At 64.0% G+C, this 25,436-nt stretch carries 21 protein-coding genes; 11 read left to right on the forward strand and 10 right to left on the reverse strand.

All coding sequences use genetic code 11. The features are described from left to right. The first annotated feature begins 163 nt into the window (after positions 1–163). The 3 genes from NOV72_RS11655 to tldD all read left to right on the forward strand — a co-directional run bounded on the left by NOV72_RS11655 (position 164) and on the right by tldD (position 6,984). Positions 164–4,480, forward strand: a complete 4,317-nt coding sequence (locus NOV72_RS11655) for a YhdP family protein (protein WP_106854736.1) — start codon at positions 164–166, stop codon at positions 4,478–4,480. Positions 4,481–4,547: 67 nt separating this feature from the next. Continuing rightward, positions 4,548–5,378 carry a carbon-nitrogen hydrolase family protein gene (locus tag NOV72_RS11660; RefSeq protein ID WP_106854737.1) on the forward strand — a complete coding sequence of 277 codons (831 nt, stop codon included), beginning with the start codon at positions 4,548–4,550 and terminating at the stop codon, positions 5,376–5,378. Positions 5,379–5,517: 139 nt separating this feature from the next. Then, a complete protein-coding gene (gene tldD / locus NOV72_RS11665; RefSeq protein ID WP_106854738.1) occupies positions 5,518–6,984 on the forward strand; it encodes a metalloprotease TldD in 1,467 nt (488 codons plus the stop codon). On the opposite strand, the gene NOV72_RS32270 is transcribed toward tldD, so the two are convergent. Then, positions 6,936–7,316, reverse strand: coding sequence for a hypothetical protein (locus NOV72_RS32270; RefSeq protein ID WP_181291017.1), 381 nt, complete (start codon positions 7,314–7,316; stop codon positions 6,936–6,938). The genes tldD and NOV72_RS32270 overlap by 49 nt on opposite strands. On the opposite strand from NOV72_RS32270, the gene aroG reads away from it, so the two are divergent. After that, positions 7,315–8,388 carry a 3-deoxy-7-phosphoheptulonate synthase AroG gene (aroG, locus tag NOV72_RS11670; RefSeq protein ID WP_106854739.1) on the forward strand — a complete coding sequence of 358 codons (1,074 nt, stop codon included), beginning with the start codon at positions 7,315–7,317 and terminating at the stop codon, positions 8,386–8,388. The genes NOV72_RS32270 and aroG overlap by 2 nt on opposite strands. A 180-nt stretch (positions 8,389–8,568) precedes the next feature. Here aroG and NOV72_RS11675 read toward each other — a convergent pair whose 3' ends face one another. After that, positions 8,569–9,129 carry a cob(I)yrinic acid a,c-diamide adenosyltransferase gene (locus NOV72_RS11675; protein ID WP_106854740.1) on the reverse strand — a complete coding sequence of 187 codons (561 nt, stop codon included), beginning with the start codon at positions 9,127–9,129 and terminating at the stop codon, positions 8,569–8,571. Positions 9,130–9,321: 192 nt separating this feature from the next. Here NOV72_RS11675 and NOV72_RS11680 point away from each other — a divergent pair, with 192 nt between their 5' ends. The 6 genes from NOV72_RS11680 (at position 9,322) to proC (ending at position 16,351) form a co-directional block, all read left to right on the forward strand. After that, positions 9,322–10,740 carry an FAD-binding oxidoreductase gene (locus tag NOV72_RS11680; protein ID WP_106854741.1) on the forward strand — a complete coding sequence of 473 codons (1,419 nt, stop codon included), beginning with the start codon at positions 9,322–9,324 and terminating at the stop codon, positions 10,738–10,740. Positions 10,741–10,839: 99 nt separating this feature from the next. Further along, positions 10,840–12,351 carry an FAD-linked oxidase C-terminal domain-containing protein gene (locus NOV72_RS11685; protein ID WP_106854868.1) on the forward strand — a complete coding sequence of 504 codons (1,512 nt, stop codon included), beginning with the start codon at positions 10,840–10,842 and terminating at the stop codon, positions 12,349–12,351. A gap of 109 nt (positions 12,352–12,460) precedes the next feature. After that, positions 12,461–13,549, forward strand: coding sequence for a glycolate oxidase subunit GlcE (glcE, locus tag NOV72_RS11690; RefSeq protein WP_106854742.1), 1,089 nt, complete (start codon positions 12,461–12,463; stop codon positions 13,547–13,549). Positions 13,550–13,557: 8 nt separating this feature from the next. Then, positions 13,558–14,784: a glycolate oxidase subunit GlcF gene (gene glcF, locus NOV72_RS11695; RefSeq protein ID WP_106854743.1), complete on the forward strand. Its 1,227-nt coding sequence runs from the start codon at positions 13,558–13,560 to the stop codon at positions 14,782–14,784. A 44-nt stretch (positions 14,785–14,828) separates the two neighbouring features. After that, positions 14,829–15,524: a YggS family pyridoxal phosphate-dependent enzyme gene (locus NOV72_RS11700; protein ID WP_106854744.1), complete on the forward strand. Its 696-nt coding sequence runs from the start codon at positions 14,829–14,831 to the stop codon at positions 15,522–15,524. Between the two features lie 14 nt (positions 15,525–15,538). Beyond that, positions 15,539–16,351 (forward strand): pyrroline-5-carboxylate reductase, encoded by an 813-nt coding sequence (gene proC, locus NOV72_RS11705; RefSeq protein ID WP_106854745.1) that lies wholly within the window; start codon positions 15,539–15,541, stop codon positions 16,349–16,351. Between the two features lie 69 nt (positions 16,352–16,420). On the opposite strand, the gene NOV72_RS32705 is transcribed toward proC, so the two are convergent. From NOV72_RS32705 to recG, 8 genes are all read right to left on the reverse strand, one after another. Next, the gene (locus NOV72_RS32705) at positions 16,421–16,837 is read right to left on the reverse strand and encodes an FkbM family methyltransferase (protein WP_342753394.1); all 417 of its coding nucleotides are present in this window, start codon (positions 16,835–16,837) and stop codon (positions 16,421–16,423) included. A 50-nt stretch (positions 16,838–16,887) separates the two neighbouring features. Then, a complete protein-coding gene (locus NOV72_RS32710) occupies positions 16,888–17,238 on the reverse strand; it encodes a hypothetical protein (protein WP_245932992.1) in 351 nt (116 codons plus the stop codon). 197 nt (positions 17,239–17,435) lie between these two features. Next, positions 17,436–18,296, reverse strand: coding sequence for a 4-hydroxybenzoate octaprenyltransferase (gene ubiA / locus NOV72_RS11715; RefSeq protein ID WP_106854746.1), 861 nt, complete (start codon positions 18,294–18,296; stop codon positions 17,436–17,438). 111 nt (positions 18,297–18,407) lie between these two features. Then, on the reverse strand, positions 18,408–18,896 hold the full coding sequence (locus NOV72_RS11720; protein WP_106854747.1) for a Dps family protein: 489 nt from the start codon (positions 18,894–18,896) through the stop codon (positions 18,408–18,410). A 155-nt stretch (positions 18,897–19,051) separates the two neighbouring features. Continuing rightward, complete coding sequence (locus NOV72_RS32275; RefSeq protein ID WP_181291005.1) at positions 19,052–19,204, reverse strand: hypothetical protein; 153 nt, start codon at positions 19,202–19,204, stop codon at positions 19,052–19,054. A gap of 33 nt (positions 19,205–19,237) precedes the next feature. Next, positions 19,238–20,710, reverse strand: a complete 1,473-nt coding sequence (locus NOV72_RS11730; RefSeq protein WP_106854869.1) for a catalase — start codon at positions 20,708–20,710, stop codon at positions 19,238–19,240. A gap of 287 nt (positions 20,711–20,997) precedes the next feature. Further along, positions 20,998–21,957, reverse strand: coding sequence for a hydrogen peroxide-inducible genes activator (locus tag NOV72_RS11735; RefSeq protein WP_106854749.1), 960 nt, complete (start codon positions 21,955–21,957; stop codon positions 20,998–21,000). Positions 21,958–22,086: 129 nt separating this feature from the next. Then, on the reverse strand, positions 22,087–24,270 hold the full coding sequence (recG, locus tag NOV72_RS11740; RefSeq protein ID WP_106854750.1) for an ATP-dependent DNA helicase RecG: 2,184 nt from the start codon (positions 24,268–24,270) through the stop codon (positions 22,087–22,089). 72 nt (positions 24,271–24,342) lie between these two features. Here recG and queA point away from each other — a divergent pair, with 72 nt between their 5' ends. After that, positions 24,343–25,389, forward strand: a complete 1,047-nt coding sequence (queA, locus tag NOV72_RS11745) for a tRNA preQ1(34) S-adenosylmethionine ribosyltransferase-isomerase QueA (RefSeq protein ID WP_106854751.1) — start codon at positions 24,343–24,345, stop codon at positions 25,387–25,389. Positions 25,390–25,436 lie beyond the last annotated feature (47 nt).

Genomic DNA, 25,436 nt, shown 5'->3' on the forward strand with positions numbered 1-25,436 from the left:
TTGCTTCCGGTAAGACAAGGGCTTCACGCACTGCGCCGCGAGTCTTGCCGGGCGCGGCTTTGCAAGCATCCACGAGTGCACGGGCAGCGGCCGTCCCCGCGATGCCCGTGTTACATTTCAGCGTCAAACACGCAAAACTACCATATCGCCCGACAGCAGCAGCATGTCCGACAGCAGACGATCCGTCGACCCGACCGAAGTTGGACAAGCCCAGCCCAGCGGCAACGCCGAGCGCGTGCTTTCACGCGTCTTCAAATTCGTTCTCGTCATCGCGGCCATTGCGTATTTCGTGGTCGCGGGCCTGTATGTCGGCCTGCGCTACATCGTCATGCCGCAGGTCGATTCGTTCCGGCCGCGCATCGAGCAACTGGTCTCGTCGAAGATTCACGCGCAGTTGCATATCGGCAGGATTTCCGCGCGATGGTCGGGACTTTCGCCGACGATCGATCTGGACAATCTCAGCATCGACGCCGCCGATGGCTCGCCCGGTCTCGCCGTGCCGCACGCGAGCGCGAGCATCGCGTGGGCGTCGCTGCTGCATCTGCGGCCCAAGCTCGCCGATCTGACCGTCGACGGTCCCGACGTGATCATCGCGCGCAATGCGGAGGGCGCGCTGTCCGTCGCGGGCGTGCCGCTGCCCACGCACCGCACCGGCTCGAACGCGTTCACGACCTGGCTGCTCGGCCAGGATCACATTCTTCTGCGCGACGGCACGCTGCGCTGGCGCGACACGCAACGCGCCGCGCCCGAGGTCGCGTTCAAGCGCCTGCATCTCGCGATCATCAACGACGGCACGCGCCATCGGCTCGCGCTCAAGGCGCCCGCCGACGGCGACGTGCTGCACGGGCCGCTCGACTTCCGCGCGGACTTCCGTCATCAGCCTTTCTCCGCGATGGGCGCGCCGGCCAACTGGAGCGGCCGCCTCTACATGTCGACGGGGCCGGTCGATCTGCCGATGCTCGCGCGCTACGTGAAACTGCCGTTCCAGATGTACAGCGGGCGCATCAACAACGAGATCTGGCTGAACTTCGCCGGCGGCCAGTTGCAGAACGCGAGCGGCGAGCTGACCGGCTCGAGCATCGCGCTGCGGGTGCGCGCAACGCAGCCGCGTCTCGATCTGCCGATCGCGCGCTTCGGCTGGCGCATCGAGAAGAACGACACCGAGTACACGCTGAATCTGCGCGACCTTCATGCGGAACTCGGCCAAACGCCGCTCGATGACGGCACGCCGGTCGCGCGCCTGCTCGTGTCGCGCTCGCTGACGGGCACGTATCGTCCGCCGGGCGTCGGCAAGGGGCAACTGGTGCGGCTGACGGGCGATTCCGTCGATATCGGCATCCTCGCTGAATTCGTGCGTGCGCTGCCGGTGCCGGCGAGAGTGCTCAACGAGCTCGTGCGCGTCAATCCGCGCGGCCAGGTGGCGAACTACACGATCTTCACCGAGCGCGCCGCGCCCAGGACCGAAGAAGAAGCGCAGCAGCAACGCAAGAAGGGCGACGCGCCGCTCTTGCACTACGCGTTCAAGGGCGATCTCCAGGGTCTCAGCATCCAGGCGCAGGAGCCGCCGCCCGGACTCACGATCAACAATCATCCGCGCGCGGGCATCCCGGGCGTCGAGAACCTCTGGGGCACGCTCGACGCGAACGAGAAGGAAGGCCGGATCGCGATCGACACGAAGAAAGTGGTCGTCATCATTCCCGGCGCGTTCGACGATCCCCGCCTCGCTTTCGACTCGCTGCAAGGCAACGCGCGCTGGACGGTCGCGGATGCCATCGCGCCGGGCGAATTGCGGCGCGCCTTCACGGTCCATGTCGAACGGCTGCACGTCAAGAACGCCGACGCCGAAGGCGAAGCCACCGCCGATTACTGGAACCAGGGCCACGGACGCGGCAATCTCGACCTGAAAGCGAAGGTCGCGCATCTGAAGGTGACGAGCCTCGTGCGCTATCTGCCGACGAGCCTGACCGAGCGCGTGCGCATCTATCTCGGCCACGCGCTGCAGGCGGGCGTCGCGAGAAACGGGACGATCGAAGTGCACGGCGATCTCACGCGCTTCCCGTACAACAAGTTTCCGGACGCGGGCATCTTCCGCATCCACACGCCGTTCAGCGGCGGCAAGTTCGACCCGACGCCGTTTCCGCCGCGCAAGATGGCCAACGGCCTGCCGAACTTCTGGCCGGCGTTCGAGGGCATCGACGGCACGTTCACGCTCGCGCAGAACAAGCTCGGGTTCGATATCGACAAGGGACATTACCGCGGCGTGAAGGTCGCGAAAGTCACCGGACGTATCGACGATACGGGCAATCGCGAAACCCGGCTGTGGATCGACGGCAAGGCGCGCGGCCCGCTTTCCGACATGCTTCAATACGTCGACGACAGCTCGCTCGGCCTGATGGCGAAGCACGCGACGCGCAAGATCGACGCCAAAGGCGATGCCGTGCTCGCGCTCACGCTCGGCATTCCGCGCTATCGTCCGCCCGCGCCGTTGCCGCCGCTCAAGCCCGATTACAAAGGATCGCTCACCTTCGCGGACAACCAGATCACGTACAGCAATCTGCCGCCGCTCACGCATCTGCGCGGCAAGGCCGACTTCGCCGCGAAGACCGTGACGCTCGACGGCCTGACCGCGCAACTGCTCGGCGGCGACGTCCGCGCGAAAGGCGGCGTGCAGCCCGACGGCAGCTATGTGTTCGACGTGAACGGGCGCATCGGCGCGGATGCCGCCACGCGCCTCGACAGGCGGATCACGCCGCAGGTCGCGGAATTCATGAAGCGCATCAACGGCACCGCGACTTACGCGCTGCACGTGCACGGCGCGAAGAACGCGTTGCCGAACGTGCAGGCGAAGTCGGATCTGACGGGCCTCGGCATCGATCTGCCCGCGCCGTTCGGCAAGCCGCAAGGCACGCCGATGCCCTTCTCCTTCACCTTCCAGCCCGCGCCGGGCGGCGCGCCGGATCTGCATGACGCGCAACTGAGCTTCGGTCCGGTCGCGGCGCATTACGTGCTGCAGCAGATCGGGCGCGCGCAGGTCAAGATCGATCCGCAAGACGCCGCCGAACCGATGAACATGCGCGCGCGCCTGAAAGTCGTGCGCGGCGCGATCGCGGTGAACAAGCCCGCCGATCTGCCCGCCGAAGGCGTCAGCGCAAACGTCGATCTGAACGAGCTCGATGCCGACGCATGGCGCAAGACCTTCGCCGAAATCAACGCCGCCAGCGCCACGACGGCGGAAGCGGCCGCCGCCGCGAACGCGCCGCGCCCGCCGATGAACGAGAACGTCAAACAGTTCATTCCGACCCGCGCCGACATCCACTTCACGACGCTCAAGCTGCTCGACCGGCGCTGGGACAACGTCGCGATCGGCGCGAGCGAGGCGGATCGCAAGTGGCAGGCGAACATCGCGTCGGATCAGGTGTCGGGCGATGTCGCCTGGACGCCGGGCGCGACCAGGGACAGCCCCGGCACATTGCAGGCGCGCCTGGCGAGGGTCGTGATTCCGGAAAAGACAGGCACCGATACCGTCGGCCAGGTCATGCGAAAGCCGCCGCGCAACATGCCGACGATCGATCTCATCGTGAACGAGCTCGTGTTTCGCGGCCACAGCCTCGGGCGGCTCGAAGTCGATGCGCACAACGAAGTCGTCGCCGACGAGCCGATCTGGACGCTCGACAAGCTCGAACTCGTCAATCCCGACGCGACGCTCACCGCGAACGCGACGTGGCGCACGCTGCCGGGCGGCGTCAACAGGGCCGCGCAGCCGGACACCGCGCCCTCTTCCGACGCCGACGACGCCCTCCCGCGCCGCACGTCGCTCGATTTCAAGCTCGACGTGAAAAACGGCGGACAGTTGATCGACCGTTTCGGCGCGCCGCACGTCGTCAATTCGGGCAGCGGCACGGTCTCGGGCCACGCGGGCTGGAACGGCGGCCCGACGGCCGTCGACGTGAACACGCTCGATGGCAACGTGAATGTCGATCTGCGTCACGGCCAGATCCTGCGTGCGCCGGGCGCGGCGAAATGGCTCGGCATCTTCAGCCTGCGCAGCCTCGCCAATCTTTTGACGCTGCATTTCGAGGATGTCGTCGGCAAGGGGCTGCCGTTCGAGAAGATCACGGGCAATGCGAAGATCGTCGACGGCATCAGCCGAACGGACGACTTCCTGATGGTCACGTCGCCCGCGCGCGTGCAGATGCACGGCGTCGTCGATATGCCGAAGCAGACGCAGGATCTTCAGGTGAAGGTAATTCCGACGGTCGGCGCGGGCGCGGCGGCGATCGGCGCGGCGGTGATCAATCCGCTGCTCGGGCTCGGCGTGCTCGCGGCGGACATCGCGCTGTCGGCTTCGATCCAGAAAGCCTTCGCGCTCGACTATTCGATCACCGGCTCGTGGAGCAAACCCGTCGTTAAGCGGCTCAATGGCGATCAGGGTAAGATCGAAACACCCGCCGCCGCCGTGGCCCCGTCCGCTGCCCGCTAAAAACGGGCGTTGCGCGAGTTCCGGCGACGCCGTTTTCGTTCCCCTTTTTCTACCAGCGCAAAGAGACATGAGCGAAAGATCGAGCGAAAGCGCGGCCCCGTTTCAGGTCGCCGCGCTCCAGATGGTCAGCACGCCGGACCGGGACCGCAATCTCGCCGACGCCAGTCAACTCATCGCCGACGCCGCGCGCCGCGGTGCGCAGATGGTGCTCCTGCCCGAATATTTCTGTTACATGGGCTTCAAGGACACCGACAAACTCGCGATCCGCGAAACGCCCGGCTCGGGTCCGATCCAGCAATTTCTGGCCGACGCGGCGCGTTCGCACGGCGTGTGGATCATCGGCGGAACGCTGCCGATGCAATCACCCGAAGAGAACCGCGTGCTGAACACGACGCTCGTCTTCGATCCGAGCGGCACTCAGGTCGCGCGCTACGACAAGATTCATCTGTTCAATTTCGAGCGCGGCGAGGAATCGTACGACGAAGCGCGCACCATCTTCCCCGGCACCGAGGTCCGCACGTTCGACGCGCCGTTCGGCCGCGTGGGATTGTCGGTGTGCTACGACCTGCGTTTTCCGGAGCTATACCGGAAGCTCGGCGATTGCGCGCTGATGGTCGTGCCGTCCGCGTTCACCTACACGACCGGCCGCGCGCACTGGCAGACGCTGCTCAAGGCGCGCGCCGTCGAAAATCAATGCTATGTGCTCGCCGCGGCGCAGGGCGGCAATCACGAGAACGGACGCCGCACGTGGGGTCACAGCATGCTGATCGATCCGTGGGGCGAAATCGTCGATATCCGGGACGAAGGCCCGGGCGTCGTGGCCGGCGGCATCGATCTGCAACGCATCGCGATCGTGCGGCAGAGCTTGCCGTCTTATCGGCATCGCGTGATCGGGTGATCGCGCGGCTTGCTCACCGGATGACTTGAAGACGCGGGTTTTCCCCCGCACATGAACTGACCGAATCGGACCGTAGAATAGTCCGCGATTCGTCTGAAATATATATCGAACTCGTCACAGAACACGCAATAGGCACCGCATGAACATCATCGAACCCGGCATTCGTAATCTCGTCACGGCGAAGGACGTTTTGCTCACGCCCTACGGTCTCGACGAAGGGCTGATCACTCGCACGCTCGCGGAAATCTTCACGCATCGTGTCGATTACGCGGACCTCTATTTCCAGTCCACGCGCAGCGAAGCGTGGAGTCTCGAAGAAGGCATCGTCAAATCGGGTAGTTTCAGCATCGATCAGGGCGTCGGCGTGCGCGCCGTGTCGGGCGAGCGCACGGCGTTCGCCTATTCGGACGACCTCTCGCCCGAGTCGATCCGCCAGGCCGCGATCGCGACGCGCGCCATCGCCAAAGCCGGCGGCGGCAAGCACAAGGTCAAGCCGGCGAGCACGCTCACGGGCGTGTCCGGGCGCGATCTGTATCTGCCCTCCGATCCGCTGCATTCGCTCGATGCGAACGCCAAGGTGAAACTGCTCGAGCGTGTCGAACAGATGGCGCGCGGCAAGGATCCGCGCATCACGCAGGTCATGGCCGGTCTCGCCGGCGAGTACGACGTCGTGCTCGTCGCGCGCAGCGACGGCGCGCTCGCGGCAGACGTGCGCCCGCTCGTGCGCGTGTCGGTGACGGTGATCGCCGAGCAGAACGGGCGACGCGAAATCGGCACGGGCGGCGGCGGCGGACGCTTCGACTATGGCTATTTCACCGACGACATCCTGAACAAATACGTCAACGATGCCGTGCACGCCGCGCTCGTCAATCTCGAAGCGCGCCCTGCTCCGGCGGGCGCGATGACCGTCGTGCTCGGGCCGGGCTGGCCGGGCGTGCTGCTGCACGAGGCGGTCGGACACGGGCTGGAGGGCGATTTCAACCGCAAGGGATCGTCGGCGTTCGCGGGGATGATCGGCGAGCAGGTGGCGGCGAAGGGCGTCACCGTGGTCGATGACGGCACGCTGCCGAATCGGCGCGGCTCGCTCAACATCGACGACGAAGGCAACCCGACACAATGCACGACGCTGATCGAGGACGGCATTCTGAAGGGCTACATCCAGGATTCGCTCAACGCGCGCCTGATGAAAATGCCGGTGACGGGCAACGCGCGCCGCGAGTCGTACGCCGCGCTGCCGATGCCGCGCATGACGAACACGTACATGCTCAACGGCGACAAGGATCCGCAGGAAATTCTCGCGTCGGTGAAGAACGGCTTGTACGCGGTGAATTTCGGCGGCGGTCAGGTCGATATCACCAACGGCAAGTTCGTGTTTTCGGCTTCCGAGGCGTACATGATCGAGAACGGCAAGATCACGTATCCGGTGAAGGGCGCGACGCTGATCGGCAGCGGACCGGAATCGCTCAAGTACGTGACGATGATCGGCAACGACATGTCGCTCGACAGCGGCGTCGGCGTGTGCGGCAAGGAAGGCCAGAGCGTGCCGGTGGGCGTCGGTCAACCGACGTTGCGCATCGAGAAGATGACGGTCGGCGGGACGGTGTGATTTTTATGCGGCTTTTCCGCATCGGATGCGTTTGTTTGCGGCCTGGCCGCATCGTCCGGTGCGGATTGTCCGCGTTTTCGCAGATGCAGGGTTGTCAGCGCCGTACGTTTGAGGTTATAAAAGCAGTCACAACTTTTCTGACGCGCCTTCGATCCAACATGTCCGCCAAGTTTTATTTTTATTTTTTTTGGCATCTCAAGCCGCTGGCGGATCGAGAGGGTGAGTCGTACACAGGTTGAACAAACCGAATTCCCGAAAAAACCGCCAGCGAGTCTGGCGGTTTTTTTTCGTCTCATAGTTTGATTAGAACGCTGCCGTTGGAGAACCGACATGCCCCCGCACAATACCGATGATGTTCGTATCCGCGAGTTGAAAGAGCTGACCCCGCCCGCGCATCTGATCCGCGAATTTCCCTGCGCCGAGCCCGTTTCGGAACTGATCTACAACGCGCGACAGTCGATGCATCGCATTCTTCACGGGATGGATGACCGGTTGATCGTCATCATCGGGCCGTGCTCGATTCATGATCCTCGTGCCGCGATGGAGTACGCGGGGCGGTTGATCGAGCAGCGGAAACGGTTCGCGGGCGAGCTGGAAATCGTGATGCGCGTGTATTTCGAAAAGCCGCGCACGACGGTGGGCTGGAAGGGGTTGATCAACGATCCGTATATGGATAACAGCTTCAAGATCAATGACGGGTTGAGGGCCGCGCGGGAGTTGCTCATGCATATCAATGAGCTTGGCTTGCCGGCCGGAACCGAATATCTCGACATGATTAGTCCGCAGTACATCGCCGATCTGATTTCGTGGGGGGCGATTGGGGCGCGGACTACGGAATCTCAAGTGCATCGCGAATTGGCGTCCGGTTTGTCTTGTCCCGTCGGATTCAAGAATGGCACGGATGGGAATGTGAAAATCGCCGTCGATGCGATCAAGGCGGCGTCGCAGCCGCATCATTTTCTTTCCGTCACCAAGGGCGGACACTCGGCGATTGTTTCGACCGCAGGAAATGAGGATTGCCACATCATTTTGCGCGGCGGGAAAGCGCCTAATTACGATGCGGCGAGTGTCGATGCTGCTTGTAGCGATATCGGCAAGGCTGGATTAGCCGCTCGTCTTATGATCGATGCGAGTCACGCCAATAGCTCGAAGAAGCATGAAAATCAGATTCCGGTTTGTGAGGATATCGGCAAGCAACTCGCTGGCGGAGATGAGCGGATTGTGGGGGTGATGGTGGAGTCGCATCTCGTGGCTGGGCGGCAGGATTTGAAGGAAGGGTGTGAACTCACGTACGGCCAAAGCGTTACCGATGCTTGTATTGGGTGGGAGGAGAGTGTTGGGGTGCTTGAACGCCTGTCAACATCTGTCATCCAGCGAAGAATTGCCAGAGGTCGAGGCAACTGAAGCACCGCGTTCCACTTGCCACTCGCGCCCGAAAATCTGACCTCCTTCACCGAGGTAAGTTACGGGCGCGTCCCTCAACGTCTTCCAGTAGTGCGCTTAATCGATAAATATAAAACGCCGTATAAACTGATTGCAGCGATACGATTTTCGCGCCGTGAACACGATATATAACTAATCACGTTATAGGGATCGTCGGGCATGATTCCATAGCGTATCCGCGCCGCCGTCGGCGCGATTGAGAATGCGCGCCAACACAAACATCAAATCCGACAACCGATTCACATACCTCCGCGGCGCCTCATTAACCCCGGCATTTTCAACACGCCCCAACGCCACAATCGCCCGCTCCGCTCTTCGACAAACCGTCCGTGCCACATGCGCCAAAGCCGCCGCCCTCGACCCGCCCGGCAAAATGAATTCGCTCAAAGGCGGCAATGTCGCGTTGTACTCTTCCAGCCAGGCATCCAATTGCGCAAGATGAGAAGTCTGAATCATCGAATGCCCGGGAATCGACAATTCGCCACCCAGATCGAACAAATCGTTCTGAATTTGCGTCAGCGCGTCCCGCACATCCGAAGGCATCGGCTCACAAAGCAGCACGCCGATGCAGGAATTCAATTCATCGACATCTCCGATTGCGGCAATACGCGCATCGTCCTTCGGCACGCGGCTTCCATCGCCCAAACCTGTGGTTCCATCGTCGCCGGTACGCGTGGCGATTTTGCTTAAGCGGTGACCCATCGCAGACTCCCTGAAAAACCCATTATAGGCACGCCCCCGCGCCCCAAACCCGCCCCGCCGACCTTCCCCCCGACGGCGTAAAATGAGATAAACACCGTACGAAACTCGCGCCGATCGCGGATGAAGCATCGCAAAACCCGCAACGCCAAGCGCGAAACCAGAACACAAATCCGCACCGCCCGGAGACACTTTGTGAACCACCCCACCGAACACCAGGCGCTCCAAAAACGCCCCTTCCCCGCCGCACTTCTCGAAGCACTGAAGCAGCAATTCGCCGACCGCGTCTCGACATCGCAAGCAGTCCGGGAACACCACGGCCGCGACGAATCGCCGTTCGATCCGCAACTCCCCGACGCCGTCGTCTTCGCGCGCAGCACCGACGAGGTGCAGGCCATCGTAAAACTCTGCGCGCAACACGACGTCCCGATCATCCCCTACGGCAACGGCTCCTCGCTCGAAGGCCATCTGCTCGCGATCCAGGGCGGCGTCTCCATCGACCTGTCCGAGATGAATCAGGTCGTCTCGATCAACGCCGAAGACCTCACGGTGACGGTGCAACCCGGCATCTCCCGCAAGCAACTGAACGAAGCGCTCAAGGACACCGGCCTCTTCTTCCCGATCGATCCGGGCGCGGACGCGAGCATCGGCGGCATGTCCGCGACGCGCGCCTCCGGCACCAACGCCGTGCGCTACGGCACGATGCGCGAAAACGTCCTCGGCCTCACCGTCGTGCTCGCCGACGGCCGCATCATCAAAACCGGCACGCGCGCGCGCAAATCGTCGGCGGGCTACGACCTCACGCGTCTGTTCGTCGGCTCGGAAGGCACGCTCGGCGTCATCACCGAAATCACCGTGCGTCTCTATCCGCAACCCGAAGCGATTTCGGCGGCCGTGTGCGCATTTCCGTCGATGGGCGACGCCGTGCGCGCCGTCATCGAAACCATTCAGATGGGCGTGCCGATCGCGCGCGTCGAGTTCGTCGACAAGCTCGCCGTGCGCGCGATCAACCGTCATTCGAATCTGACGCTGCGCGAATCGCCGATGCTGTTCTTCGAATTCCACGGCACCGAATCCGGCGTGAAGGAACAGGCGCAGACCGTGCAGGAGATCGTCGCGGAGAACCACGGCGAGGACTTCGAATGGGCGACGCGCCCCGAAGACCGCAGCCGTCTCTGGAACGCGCGCCACTCGGCCTACTTCGCGATGCTGCAACTGAAGCCCGGCTGCCGCGCCGTCACCACCGATGTCTGCGTGCCGATCTCGCGTCTCGCCGAATGCGTCGAGGAAACGGAAAAGGATCTGCGAGGCTCGTATTTGCCGAGCCCGATCGTCGGTCACGTCGGCGACGGCAATTTCCACGTCGCGATGCTGCTCGATCCCGCCAGGCCCGAAGAACTGGAAGAAGCGGAGCGCATCAACCGGCGCATCGTCGGACGCGCGCTCGCGATGGGCGGCACCTGCACCGGCGAACACGGCGTCGGGCTGCACAAGATGGGCTTTCTGGTCGAAGAGCACGGCGAGGACGCCGTCGCGACGATGCGCGCCATCAAACAGGCGCTCGATCCGAAGAACCTGATGAACCCGGGGAAAATCTTCACTTTCGAAGGCTGACGAAGTCGCGCAAGATGCACAGGTGACATAAGCGCCAAGACCGCGCAGGCATCAAAAGGAGGAGACGTGAACGCACCCGACGAGCTCAAGGCCGAGCAGATGTCGCCCAATCTGCCGCACGAGGACGCGCCCGAACTGAGCGAAGATCAGCTCGCCGCGCGTCAGCGTGAAGTCGTGCAGGCGCTGATGGCCGTGCTGCCCACGCACTGTCTGCTCTTTCGCGACGAAGACACCGCCGCGTACGAATGCGATGGCCTCGCCGCGTACCGGCGTCTGCCGCTCGCGGTCGCGCTGCCGGAAACCGAGGCGCAAGTGCAGCGCGTCGTGCAGATCTGCGCGCGCCTTTCCATTCCGATCGTTCCGCGCGGCGCGGGCACCGGCCTCTCCGGCGGCGCAATGCCGATTCGCCACGGCATCGTGTTGTCGCTTGCGCGCTTTCGCAAGATCGTCGAAGTCGATCCGTATGCGCGCACCGCGACCGTGCAGCCGGGCGTACGCAATCTCGCCATTTCGGAAGCGGCCGCGCCCTATGGTTTGTACTACGCGCCCGATCCGTCGTCGCAGATCGCGTGCACGATCGGCGGCAATGTCTCCGAAAACTCCGGCGGCGTGCACTGCCTGAAATACGGCCTCACGGTCCACAACGTCCTGCGCGTGCGCGCGGTGACGATGGACGGCGATGTCGTCGAGTTCGGCTCGCTCGGCCCCGACGCGCCCGGTCTCGATCTGCTCGCGGTGCTGATCGGCAGCGAAGGCATGTTCGCGATCGTCACCGAGATCACCGTCAAGCTGATCCCGAAGCCGCAAACCGCGCAGGTCATCATGGCGAGCTTCGACGATGTCGTGAAAGGCGGCAACGCCGTCGCGGCGATCATCGCGGCGGGCATCATCCCGGCCGGCCTCGAAATGATGGACAAACCCGCGACGCGCGCCGTCGAAGAGTTCGTCAACGCGGGCTACGATCTCGACGCCGCCGCGATCCTGCTGTGCGAATCCGACGGCACGCACGACGAAGTCGCCGAGGAAATCGTCCGCATGACGGCCGTGCTGCGCGAGCACGGCGCGTCGCGTATCCAGATTTCGCGTTCCGAAGCCGAGCGGCTGAAATTCTGGTCGGGCCGCAAGAACGCGTTCCCGGCGGCGGGCCGCATTTCGCCGGACTATTACTGCATGGACGGCACCGTGCCGCGCCGCGCGATCGGGCCGCTGCTCAAGCGTATCGAAGAGATGGAGAAGAAGTACGCGCTGCGCTGCATCAACGTGTTCCACGCCGGCGACGGCAACATGCACCCGCTGATTCTCTTCAACGGCAACGATCTCGACGAATGGCATCGCGCGGAGGCCTTCGGCTGCGACATCCTGGAATGCTGCGTCGAGCTGGGCGGCACGGTGACGGGCGAGCATGGCGTGGGCATCGAGAAGATCAATTCGATGTGCGTGCAGTTTTCGCCGGAAGAGCGCGACGCGTTCTTCGCGGTCAAGCGCGCGTTCGATCCGCCGGGCCTGCTCAACCCCGACAAGGGCATCCCGACACGTGCGCGCTGCGCCGAGTACGGCAAGATGCATGTTCGCGGCGGGCTGCTGCCGCATCCCGAGTTGCCGCGCTTTTAGGCGACGGATCGCGTTCCGCTATCCACGTTTCACCCGGTATTGCGCCGTTAAGCGACCGGTACAATCGACCGGACAGCCCAACAGAAATCGAAAGGCAAGCGGAACACGCATGGAACAGGACGACATCGTCGCCGGCTGGTCGGAGAGAATCGCCCGGGCCACGGAAACCGGCACGCCGCAGCGCATTCGCGGCGGCGGCACGAAGGACTGGTACGGCCAGACGCTCCAGGGAGAAATCCTCGACACGCGCGCGCATCGCGGCATCATCGCTTACGATCCGGCGGAACTCGTCATCACCGCGAAGAGCGGCACGCCGCTCGCCGAGATCGAAGCCGCGCTGAGAGCGCACAACCAGATGTTGCCGTTCGAGCCGCCGCACTTCGGGCGCAACGCGACGCTGGGCGGCTGCATCGCCGCGGGGCTCGCGGGCCCGCGCCGCGCATGGACCGGCGCGCCGCGCGATTTCGTGCTCGGCGCGGTGGTCATGAACGGGCACGGACAAGTGCTGCATTTCGGCGGGCAAGTGGTGAAGAACGTCGCCGGCTATGACGTGGCGCGTCTGCTCGCGGGATCGCTCGGCACGCTCGGGCTGATTCTCGAACTGTCGATCAAGGTGCTGCCGCGCCCCGTCGCCGAAGCCACGCTCAAGTTCGACATGCACGCCACCGACGGCGTGCGCAAGCTCAACGAATGGGGCGGCCATCCGTTGCCGATCTGCGGCAGCGCGTGGCGCGACGGCACGCTGGCGCTCCGTCTCGCGGGCGCGGAGACGGCCGTGAAGACGGCGCGCAACACGCTCGGCGGCGAGGTCGTCGATGCGGTCGAAGCCGATCGTTTCTGGATCGGGCTGCGCGAACAGACGGACCCGTTCTTCGCGGTGATCGAGCCGCGCTCGGCGCTGTGGCGGCTCGCGTTGCCGTCGATCGCGGAGCCGCTGCATCTGCCGGGCGCGCAACTGATGGAATGGGGCGGCGCGCAGCGCTGGTGGATCACCGACACCGATCCGCAGACCGTGCGCATCAGCGCAAAGCAGGCGGGCGGACACGCGACGATTTTCCGCGCGGGCTCCGCCTACGATCGCAATGCGGGCGTGTTCACGCCGCTGCCCGCGCCGCTGATGAAGATTCATCGTGGATTGAAAGCCGCATTCGATCCGGCGCGCATCTTCAATCGCGCGCGTTTGTATCCCGACTTCTAGGCGCTTCGATGCAAACCAACCTCGCCGAATTCATCCGCGGCACGGCCGATGGCGACGAAGCCGACGCCATCCTGCGCAAATGCGTGCACTGCGGCTTCTGCACGGCGACCTGCCCGACATACCAGTTGCTCGGCGACGAACTCGACGGGCCGCGCGGGCGCATCTACCTGATGAAGCAGATGTTCGAGGGCGCGCCCGTCACGCGCAGTACGCAACTGCATCTGGACCGCTGCCTCACGTGCCGCAACTGCGAAAGCACGTGCCCGTCGGGCGTGCAGTACGGCAAGCTCGTCGAAATCGGGCGCAAGGTCGTCGAGGCAAAAGTCGAACGGCCGATGCGGCAGCGCCTGCAACGCCGCCTGCTCGCGAGCTTCCTGCCGAACAGCACGCTCTTCACGCCCGCGATGAAACTCGGCCAGCAGTTTCGCGGCATCCTTCCGCGCAAGCTGCGCGCGAAGATTCCGTTGCCCGAGCGGCCGCTCGCCGCGCCCACGAACAAGCACGACCGCAAGATGCTGATGCTCGCGGGCTGCGTGCAGCCGGCGATGATGCCCAACGTCAACACCGCGACCGCGCGCGTGTTCGATGCGCTCGGTATCGAGATCGTCACGGCGCCGTCGGCGGGCTGCTGCGGCGCGATCCGTCTGCATCTCGGCTACAACGACGACGCGCTCGACGACGTGCGCAACAACATCGACGCATGGTGGCCGTATGTGGAAAGTGGCGTCGAGGCGATCGTGATGAACGCGTCGGGCTGCGGCGCGACGGTGAAGGAGTACGCGCATCTGCTGCGCAACGATCTGGCTTACGCGGAGAAGGCGCAGAAGATCGTCGAGCTGACGCGCGATCTCGCCGAAATCCTGCCGATGTACGAAGAGGAACTCGTCGCGCTCTCGCGACGCCGCGGCGTGCATACGGTGGCGTTCCATCCGCCGTGCACGTTGCAGCACGGACAGCAGATTCGCGGACGCGTCGAGCATTTGCTGACCGCGCTCGGGCTCGAAGTGCGCCTGCCCGCCGATAGCCATCTGTGCTGCGGATCGGCGGGGACGTATTCGGTCCTGCAGCCGAAGCTCTCGTACACGCTGCGCAATCAGAAGCTCGACCGGCTGGAGAAGCTGGAGCCGCAAATGATCGTGTCGGCGAATGTCGGCTGCATCGCGCATCTGCAAAGCGGCACGTCGACGCCCGTCACGCACTGGATTCAACTGCTGGAACATCTGCTGTACGGTTGAGCGATTCGTATAATGGCCGGATGGTTCTCAAGACTGTCTTAGGTATGTCCATCGCTCAACATCTCGAAGAAGTCCATCAACGCATCGCGAAGGCCGCGCAAGACGCGTCGCGCGATGCGGCTTGCGTCACGCTGCTCGCCGTGTCCAAAACCTTTCCCGCCGCCGACGTGCGCGCTGCCTTCGACGCCGGCCAGCGCGCGTTCGGCGAGAACTACGTGCAGGAAGGCATCGCGAAGATCGCGGAACTCGCCGATCTGCGCGGCGGCATCGAGTGGCATTACATCGGGCCGCTGCAATCGAACAAGACGAAGGTCGTCGCCGAGCAGTTCGACTGGGTGCATTCCATCGACCGGCTGAAGATCGCGGAGCGGCTTTCGGCGCAACGTCCGGCAGGCACGCGCGCGCTCAACGTCTGCATTCAGGTGAACGTGAGCGGCGAGGCGTCGAAGAGCGGCGTCGAGCCGGCCGAAGCGGCCGCGCTCGCGCACGCGGTCGCCGCCCTTCCCGGCCTGCGCCTGCGCGGCCTGATGGCGATTCCCGAACCCGCCGACACCCTCGACGCGCAACGCGTGCCGCACGCCCGCCTGCGCGACCTGCTGAACACGCTACGCGCCGACGGCCTCGATCTCGACACGCTCTCGATGGGCATGTCCGCCGATCTCGAAGCCGCCGTGCTCGAAGGCGCGACGATGGTGCGCATCGGCACCGCGATTTTCGGCGCGCGCACTTACACCACCTGACCTCACCTTCAACCATGAAAATTGCATTCATCGGCGGCGGCAACATGGCCGCGGCGCTCATCGGCGGTCTCGTCAAACGCGGCGTCGAGCCGTCCGGCATTTACGCCATCGACATCAACGACGAAGCGCGCGAGCGCACCGCGAAGCAGTTCGGCATCAAGACCGGCGCGGCCGTCGACGCGGCGCTCGCCGGCTACGACGCGATCGTGCTCGCCGTGAAGCCGCAAGTGCTGAAGAGCGTGGCCGAAGCGCTCGCGCCGCATCTGTCGAAGCAGACGATCATCAGCATCGCGGCGGGCATTCGCGCGACGGATCTCTCGCGCTGGCTGAACGGCTACACGCAGATCGTGCGCACGATGCCGAACACGCCCGCGCTGATCGGTATGGGCGTGACGGGTCTGGCCGCGCTGCCCGGCGTGAGCGACGCGGCGAAGGCGCTCGCATCGCACGTGCTGGAAGCGGTCGGCGCCGCCGTCTGGTTCGACGACGAAGCGAAGCTCGACGCCGTCACCGCGATCTCCGGCAGCGGTCCGGCCTACGTGTTCTATTTCATCGAAGCGATGCAGGAAGCGGCGCGCCAGCTCGGCATGGACGAAGAGCAAGGACGCGCGCTCGCGGTCGCCACGTTCACGGGCGCGGCGCAACTGGCGGCGCAATCGGGCGAGCCGGCGAGCGTGCTGCGCGAGCGCGTGACGTCGAAAGGCGGCACGACGGCGGCGGCGCTCGCATCGTTCGATGCCCAGGGCGTGAAGGACGCGATCGTGCGCGGCGCGCTGGCGGCGCAGGCACGGGCGGAAGAGATGGGGGATGAGCTGGGCGCGGCCTGAGACATACGCCGCGCCTCACGGAACCGGGCGGCTGAAGTGCGTTCAGCACGCCCGGTGCGATTGCCCGGTTCAGACGATATGAACGGCGTTTTCGCGTTTCACGACGTTCTTGCGCACGGGGTCACGCTCGCCGATGGCAATCATGTTTGGATTCACCGCGTAAAAGTCCGCATAACCCACGCCGGCCAGAAACGTGCGGATCGCGTTTGCATCGCTTTTGAGCGTTTCCACCAGCAGGACCGGTGCGCAGCGTTTCAACGTTTCGGCTGCGCCCTTCAGCACGTCCATTTCCATGCCCTCGACGTCGATCTTGATGAAATCGACGCGTTCGAGCGCCAGCGAATCGATGCTGATCATTGGCACCGCAGCGCCTTTCCGGGGATCGTACGAAACTTCTTGTCCGACACCCAGCGTGGTGCCCTTCTCACGCAATTCGAGACTGCCGAAACTTCCAGGCGCGTGATAATCCGGTTGCGGAACGATGATTTGGCCGACCGATTCGCCGAGCGCCGCGAGTTTCGCGCGCGTTCAGGCAATTATTGATCGCGAGATTGCCGGCCAGCGCGTAGTACACGATTTCCTGCGCCTCGAAGCTCAGCACGTTGCCCCAGCCGTGCATTCGACGAGCCCATTCGATCGAATGCACAACCGATATTGGCGCCGCCATCGATCGCAAAGACGCCATCGCCGAAATAACGGCGGCGCAGCGTCAGCAACCGGAGCACGAACGAAACTTCGCTTGCGTCGAAACTGGATGTACTGAGTATTTGATGACCCACGCCGTAAGCGAAATTATTATGAACGGCGACGTCGTTTCGATTAACGATCATGGTGCAGTGATTCGACGCGGCTAGGACGAAAGCGATGGGACGTTCGGGTAGAGACATGACGGAATCCGAGCTTTGAACACGACGAGTTCAAAGCTCGACCCGCACAATGCAATGCAAATCAAGCATCGCAATTGTCATTAATTCAGTCAGTCATACTGGTAGCCGTACCGGTTCCGATCCATCTTCCATGAACTGCGATTTAACTGGAAGAACGCAGACTCTAGAAAAGCGCATCGAATTCGAACGGCTCTATTTCAATTCGAGAACGCGTAATGCAGCGCAATCCCCGCGAACAGCATGCCTCCAAGCCAGTTGTTGTGCTTGAACGCAGCGAAACACGCCACGCGCTCGCGATTGCGGATCAGCCCGTAGTGATAAACCGCGCAGCCCGCCGCCGCGAGCCAGCCGAGCCAGTAGAGCCAGCCAAACGCAAGCGCGATGCCGATGCCCACATAAACCCCGAGCGTCGCCGCATAGCACAGCATGACGGCGAGCACGTCGTATCGGCCGAACGTGAGCGCGGAGGTGCGAATGCCGATCTTGATGTCGTCGTCGCGATCGACCATCGCGTATTCGGTGTCGTACGCGACCGACCAGAACACGTTCGCCGCGAGCATGATCCACGCGAGCGCCGGCACATGGTTCTGCACGGCGGCGAAGGCCATCGGAATGCCGAAGCCGAACGCGATGCCGAGATACGCCTGCGGAATCGTGAAGAAGCGCTTGGTGAACGGATACGTGCCCGCGACGAACAGCGCGAACACCGACAACTCCTTGGTGAGCGTGTTGAGCGGCAAAATCAGCAGGAACGCGACGAGCGCGAGCGCCGCCGCCAGCGCCACCGCTTCCCACGCCTTGATTTTGCCCGACGTGATCGGCCGCTCGGCGGTGCGCTTCACGTGGCGGTCGAAATCGCGGTCGGCGTAGTCGTTGATCGCGCAGCCCGCCGAGCGCATCAGGATCGTGCCGACCGTGAAGATGACGAGCAGCATCGGCGAGGGCCGGCCTTCGGACGCGATCCACAATGCGTTGAGCGTGGGCCAGAGCAGCAGCAGGCTGCCGATGGGCTTGTCGAGGCGCACGAGGCGCATGTAGAGCGGGAGACGGGCGAGCATGAGGGTCAGCCGGAAGAACACGACGGACTATTTTAGATCAGCGCATTGTGTCTGCCCAAAAAGCGAAAACCCCGCTTCGGGAGCGGGGTTTTCAACGGCCAACCGATGCAATCAGGCCAGCATCGCGCGCAGCATCCACGCGGTTTTCTCGTGCGTCTGCATGCGTTGCGTGAGCAGATCGGCGGTCGGCTCGTCGTTCGCGGCTTCCGTCGCCGGGAAGATCTCGCGCGCCGTGCGCACCACCGCTTCCTGACCTTCCACCAGTTGGCGGATCATCTCTTCGGCAGCCGGCACGCCGTCCGCTTCCGGAATCGACGACAACTTCGCGAATTCCTTGTAGCTGCCCGGCGCATGCACGCCCAGCGCGCGGATGCGTTCCGCGATCGAATCGACGGCGAGCGCAAGTTCGTTGTACTGCGTCTCGAACATCAGATGCAGCGTGTTGAACATCGGACCCGTGACGTTCCAGTGAAAGTTGTGGGTCTTCAGATAGAGCGTGTAGGTATCGGCCAGAAGCCGGGACAGCCCGTCGGCGATCTTCTTGCGGTCTTTGTCGCTGATGCCGATATTGACGGCAGGTGCAGTGCCTTTCTTCGCCATGATGACTCCGTGAGAGAGTGATTCGAACGGTGCGAACGCCGCGCGCATCGCCGTGCCGCGCGGCTTCGAGCGCTCGACAGTTTATCGTAGAAACGGCGAACCTCTTTATTGCATGGCGCGACTTTCGGGCGCCGGCCGCCGCGCCCAAACGACGCTCACGCGCCCACGACACCGCTCGCAACGACGAGCCCATAACCCGCCGCGACGATGCCAAACGCAATCGCGATGCGCACGCCGCGCGACGCCCGCCGGCTGGACGCTTCGATGTGCTCGACCGCCTGAGCGATGTGATTCAACGCCTGAGACATGATGTTTTCTCCCGTTGTTACCGGACGCCGCCGTCAGACGGCGGCGGCATTTTCCTCGTCGACTTGCTGACCGAGCTTCGCGAGCGCGTCGATCACGCCCTGCGCGTAAGCCGCATCGATGCGGCGAAAATGCTCGACCTGCCGCGCGACGATCTCGTTCGGCACGCCGTGAATATGCCGCGCGATGTTGCCGAAGAAGCGCTCGCGTTGCGCGTGGTCGAAGAGCCTGAAGAGCGCCGCCGGCTGGCTGTAGTAGTCGTCGTCCTCGCGATGGTCGTAGCGATAAACCGCGCCGCCCGCGAGCGGCGGCTCGTTCACGCCGGCGTCCTGCGCGAATTCGCCGTAGCGGTTCGGCTCGTAGTTCACGCGTCCGCCGAGATTGCCGTCGGTGCGCATGGCGCCGTCGCGATGAAACGAATTGGCGACCGGCGCACGCGGCGCATTCACCGGAATCTGATGATGGTTGATGCCGAGACGATACCGCTGCGTGTCGCCATACGAAAACAGGCGGCCCTGCAACAGGCGATCCGGCGAGAAACCGATGCCCGGCACCACGTTCGCCGGCGAGAACGCGGCCTGCTCGACGTCAGCGAAATAGTTCTGCGCGTTGCGATTCAACTCGATCACGCCGACGTCGATCAGCGGATAGTCCTTGTGCGACCACACTTTCGTGATATCGAACGGATTCACCTTCGACTGCGCCGCCTCTTCTTCCGTCATCACCTGAATGCGGAAATTCCAGCGCGGAAAATTGCCGTTGTCGATGTTCTCCACGAGATCGCGCTGCGCGCTCTCACGATCGTTCGCGACCACCGCGGCGGCTTCGGCATCCGTGAAGTTGTCGAGCGCTTGCTGCGACTTGAAATGGAACTTCACGTAGAAGCGCTCGCCATAATCGTTGATGAACGAGAACGTGTGCGAGCCGAAGCCGTGCATCTGCCGATAATTCTTCGGAATGCCGCGGTCGCTCATGAGAATCGTCACCTGATGCAGCGATTCCGGATGACGCGACCAGAAGTCCCACGCCGCGACGTTGCTGCGCATGTTCGTGTACGGATCGCGCTTTTGCGTATGGATGAAGTCGGGGAATTTCAGCGGATCGCGAATGAAAAACACCGGCGTGTTGTTGCCGACGACGTCCCAGTTGCCTTCTTCCGTGTAGAACTTGATCGAGAAGCCGCGCACGTCGCGCTCGGCATCGGCGGCGCCGCGTTCGCCCGCGACCGTCGAGAAGCGCATGAAGATCGGCGTTTCCTTGCCGATGTCCGCGAACAACTTCGCCTTCGTGTAGCGCGAGACATCGTGCGTCACGCGGAACGTGCCGAACGCGCCGGAGCCTTTCGCGTGAACGCGGCGCTCCGGAATCACTTCGCGGTCGAAGTGCGCGAGTTTTTCGACGAGCCAGAAATCCTGCAGCGTGACCGGGCCGCGCGGGCCGGCGGTCTGCGAGTTCTGATTGTCACCGACGGGTGCGCCTGCTGCGGTCGTGAGTCGTTGAGTCGTCATCGTGATGCTCCTGCTTGCTTGGTTTGCGTTGATGATGCGAGGCGTGCGCGTCACGCGACGCGAGCGAAATCGGCAAGGATCGAAACCGTCAAGTCACGAAGGCTGTTCCAGCGTTCGATGAAGGTGGCGGCGGTCATGGAGTCCTCTCTGTCGTGATGTCGGCCGAGTACCGACGATGAAAGGATCCTAACTTAGGCTATCGATTTTTATAATTCGATTAAATTTATCTATTCGATAGGCGCAAAAAAACCGCGCTCCGTTGCCAGAGCGCGGCGTCCGCAAAAAAATCAGTTCACCGCCACCGGCATATCCAGCTTCCTCACGCCCGGCAGATCGCAGTTGGCGATCGCTTCGCAGATGGCGTCGATAGCCGGCATGCGCGTGAAGCTCTTGCGCCACGCGAGCACGACGCGCCGGTCCGGCACCGGCTCGTCGAAGGGCACGTAACTGAGCAGGCCGGAATCGATGCCCGCCGCGTGCGGCTTCACCTCGCTCACCGACATGCGCGGCAGCACCGTAATGCCGACGCCGCTCGCGACCATATGACGAATCGTCTCCAGCGACGAGCCTTCGAAGGTCTTCTGGATGCCGTCCGCGTTCTGCGAGAAGCGCATGAGTTCGGGGCACACGCCGAGCACGTGATCGCGGAAGCAATGTCCGCTGCCGAGCAGCAGCATGGTTTCCTGCTTGAGATCGTCCGGATCGATTTTCGGGCGGTTCTCCCACGCGTGCCCGGAAGGCATCGCGACGACGAACGGCTCGTCGTAGAGCGCGCGCACCATCAGGCCGGTTTCGGGGAACGGCAGCGCCATGATCGCGACATCGATTTCGCCCTGCTTCAGGAGCTCGATCAGCTTGAGCGTGTAGTTCTCCTGGAGCATCAGCGGCATCTGCGGGACCGACTTGATCATCTGCTTGACGAGCGTCGGCAGCAAATATGGCCCGATGGTGTAGATCACGCCGAGGCGCAACGGTCCGACGAGCGGATCCTTGCCCTGCTTGGCGATTTCCTTGATGGCGAGCGTCTGTTCGAGCACGCGCTGCGCCTGCGTCACGATCTGCTCGCCGATCGGCGTCACGCTGACTTCGCTCGTGCCGCGCTCGAAGATCTGCACGTTGAGTTCGTCTTCGAGCTTCTTGATTGCCACCGACAGGGTCGGCTGGCTGACGAAGCACGCCTCGGCCGCGCGGCCGAAATGCCGCTCGCGCGCGACCGCGACGATGTACTTCAGTTCAGTGAGGGTCATTGGCGGCCAATGAAATACATTGATTCAATAGGTTTGAGTTATACACCTGCCAAGCGCCGTTCGACAACTTTTGCCGATTCGCCAGTCGAGCCTGCTAAATAGGGACCGACAGGACCCGCGCGAGTTCAGTCACGCCTTCAAATAGTGTTCCCTCGCGCCGAGCCAGCGCGCGAGATGCCGCGTGACGGCGTCGGGGAAGCGCGCGAGCATTTCGTCGGCGGCGGCGCGGGCCGGTTCGATCAGCCAGCCGTCGTTTTCGAGACTCGCGAAACGCAGCATCGCTTCACCCGATTGCCGCGCGCCGAGGAATTCGCCGGGACCGCGAATTTCCAGATCGCGACGGGCGATCTCGAACCCGTCGGTGGTTTCGCGCATCGTTTTCAGGCGCGCGCGGGCGGTCTGCGACAGCGGGTTCGAATACATCAGCACGCACACGGACGCCGCGCTGCCGCGTCCCACGCGCCCGCGCAACTGATGCAGTTGCGCGAGGCCGAACCGCTCCGCATGCTCGATCACCATCAGCGACGCGTTCGGCACGTCCACGCCGACTTCGATCACCGTCGTCGCGACGAGCAATTGCACTTCGTTGCGCGAGAACGCGTCCATCACGCCCGCTTTTTCGGCGGGCGCGAGCCGCCCGTGAACCAGCCCGACGCGCAATTCGGGCAGCGCGGCGACGAGCGTCTCGTAAGTCTCGACGGCCGTCTGCAATTGCAGCGTCTCGCTTTCCTCGATCAGCGGACAGACCCAGTACACCTGCCGTCCGGTCAGCGCCGCCTCGCGCACCCGGCCGATGATCTCGTCGCGCCGGCCGTCCGACACCACTTTGGTCAGAATCGGCGTGCGGCCGGGCGGCAGTTCGTCGATGGTCGAGACGTCGAGATCCGCGTAGTAGGTCATCGCGAGCGTGCGCGGGATCGGCGTCGCGGACATCATGAGCTGATGTGGCTGGAAATCGCGCGCGCCGTCCGCCGCGTTCAGCGCCTTCGCGCGCAACGCAAGCCGCTGCGCGACGCCGAAGCGATGTTGTTCGTCGACGATCACGAGCCCGAGCCGCGCGAACTCCACCGCATCCTGAATGATCGCGTGCGTGCCGATGATCAGCTTCGCCGTGCCGAGCGCCGCCGCCTCGATCGCGGCGCGCTTTTCCTTCGCCTTCAGGCTGCCCGCGAGCCACGCGACCGTCACGCCGAGCGGCTCCAGCCAGCCGCGCAGCTTGCGGGCGTGCTGCTCCGCGAGGATTTCGGTCGGCGCCATGAGCGCGGCCTGATAGCCCGCGTCGACGGCCTGCGCCGCCGCCAGCGCCGCGACGATCGTCTTGCCGCTGCCGACGTCGCCCTGAAGCAGACGCTGCATCGGATGCGCGAGCGTCAGTTCACCCGCGATTTCGGCGACCACGCGCTGCTGCGCGCCCGTCAAGGCGAACGGCAAGGCGCGCAACAGCTTCACGACGAGCGACGCGTCATCGTCGGGCAGGCGGCGCGGCATCGCGGGCGCGGCGCGCGTGCGCCGTTCCTCGTGCGCGCGCTTGAGCGACAGTTGCTGCGCGAGCAATTCCTCGAACTTGATGCGCGTCCACGCCGGATGCGTGCCGTCGATGAGCGCGGTTTCGTCCGAATCCGCGCGCGGATGATGCAGCGTTTTCACGGCGTCGAGCAGGCCGGGCACGTTCAGCGGCGCGAGATGCGCGCGCGCGATCGGCTCGGGCAGCAGTTCCGGCAGCGACACGCGCGAAATGGCCGAATCGATCGCCTTGCGCAAGTAAGCCTGCGAGATACCCGACGTCGACGGATAAACCGGCGTGAGCGCCTGCGGCAGCGGCGTGTCGTCATCGACGGGACGCACCGCCGGATGCACCATCTCCATGCCGAAGAAGCCGCCGCGCACGTCGCCGCGCACGCGCAGGCGCACGCCGATGGCCATCTGCGTGACCTGCGAGCCGTAGAAGTTGAGGAAGCGCAGCGTGAGTTCGTCGCCGGCGTCGTCGTGGATCTTCACGAGCAACTGGCGGCGCGGCCGGTACGCGATCTCGTTGTCGAACACGACGCCTTCGGTCTGCGCGATATCGCCGGGAATCAGTTCACCGATGGGCGTGAGCGAAGTCTCGTCTTCGTAGCGCATCGGCAGATGCAGCACGAGATCGATGTCGGATTTCAGGCCGAGCTTCGCGAGTTTGTCCGCCGTGCGAACGACGGGCTTGGGTTTTTCGTCCGCTTTCGCCTTCTTGCGCGCCGGCGCGGCGGCGCGCGGCGCATCGCTTTCCTCTTCGGGGAGCGGCTCGGTCGAGGCCAGGCGGCGGTCGGACAAGGGCATCTAATCTCTTCGCAAGTACAATAAGGGGTTTGTTCGGCGCGTTTTCGCCTCGTTCGTGCCTTTGTTCACGCCATGTTCACGCTTTCCGATTTCGATTTTAATCTGCCGCCCGAGCTGATCGCGCAGAGCGCGCTTGCCGAGCGCAGCGCGAGCCGCCTGCTCGAGGTGGACAACCGCGTCACGCCCGCCACGCTCGTCGACCGGCGCTTTTCCGAACTGCCCGGTCTGATCGCGCCGGGCGATCTTCTGGTGTTCAACGATACCAAAGTCCTGAAGGCGCGATTCTTCGGCCAGAAGGCTAGCGGCGGCCGCGTCGAGGTGCTGGTCGAGCGGCTGACCGGCGCGACCACGGCGCTCGCCCAGATCCGCGCGAGCAAGAGCCCGGCCGAAGGCAGCACGATCCGGCTCGCGGATGCGTTCGACGTCACCGTCGGCGAACGCGTCGAGCCGTTTTACACGCTGCATTTTCCGGCCGAATGCCTGACGCTCATCGAGCAATTCGGACGTTTGCCGCTGCCGCCCTACATCGAGCACGACGCCGACGCCTACGACGAAACGCGCTATCAGACGGTCTATGCCGCAAATCCGGGCGCGGTGGCCGCGCCGACGGCCGGCCTGCATTTCGACGACGCGCTCTTCGCCGAGCTCGATGCACGCGGCGTCGAGCGCGCCACGTTGACGCTGCATGTCGGCGCGGGCACGTTCCAGCCGGTGCGCGTCGAGAACATCGCCGAGCACAAGATGCACAGCGAGTGGTACGACCTGCCGCAATCGCTCGTCGATCGCATCGCGGCCGTGAAGGCGCGCGGCAACAAGGTGATCGCGGTCGGCACGACGTCGATGCGCGCCCTCGAAGCCGCCGCGCGCGATGCCGCCGACGCCGGCCGGCCGCTCGCCGCGACGCAGGCCGAAACCGATATCTTCATTACGCCGGGCTACGGATTTCGCGTCGTCGACCGGCTGGTGACGAACTTCCATCTGCCGAAGTCGACGCTGCTGATGCTCGTGTCGGCGTTCGCCGGCATGGACACGATCCGGGATGCGTACAGGCACGCAATCGAGCAGCGTTACCGCTTCTTCAGCTATGGCGACGCGATGCTGCTGACGCACCAGCGCTGAATTTCAACCACTGCAGCGCCGGACTGTTTTCCGGTCGCACAGGAACC

This window comes from Caballeronia novacaledonica (genome assembly GCF_900258035.1).
In the GTDB taxonomy this organism is placed as follows: domain Bacteria; phylum Pseudomonadota; class Gammaproteobacteria; order Burkholderiales; family Burkholderiaceae; genus Caballeronia; species Caballeronia novacaledonica.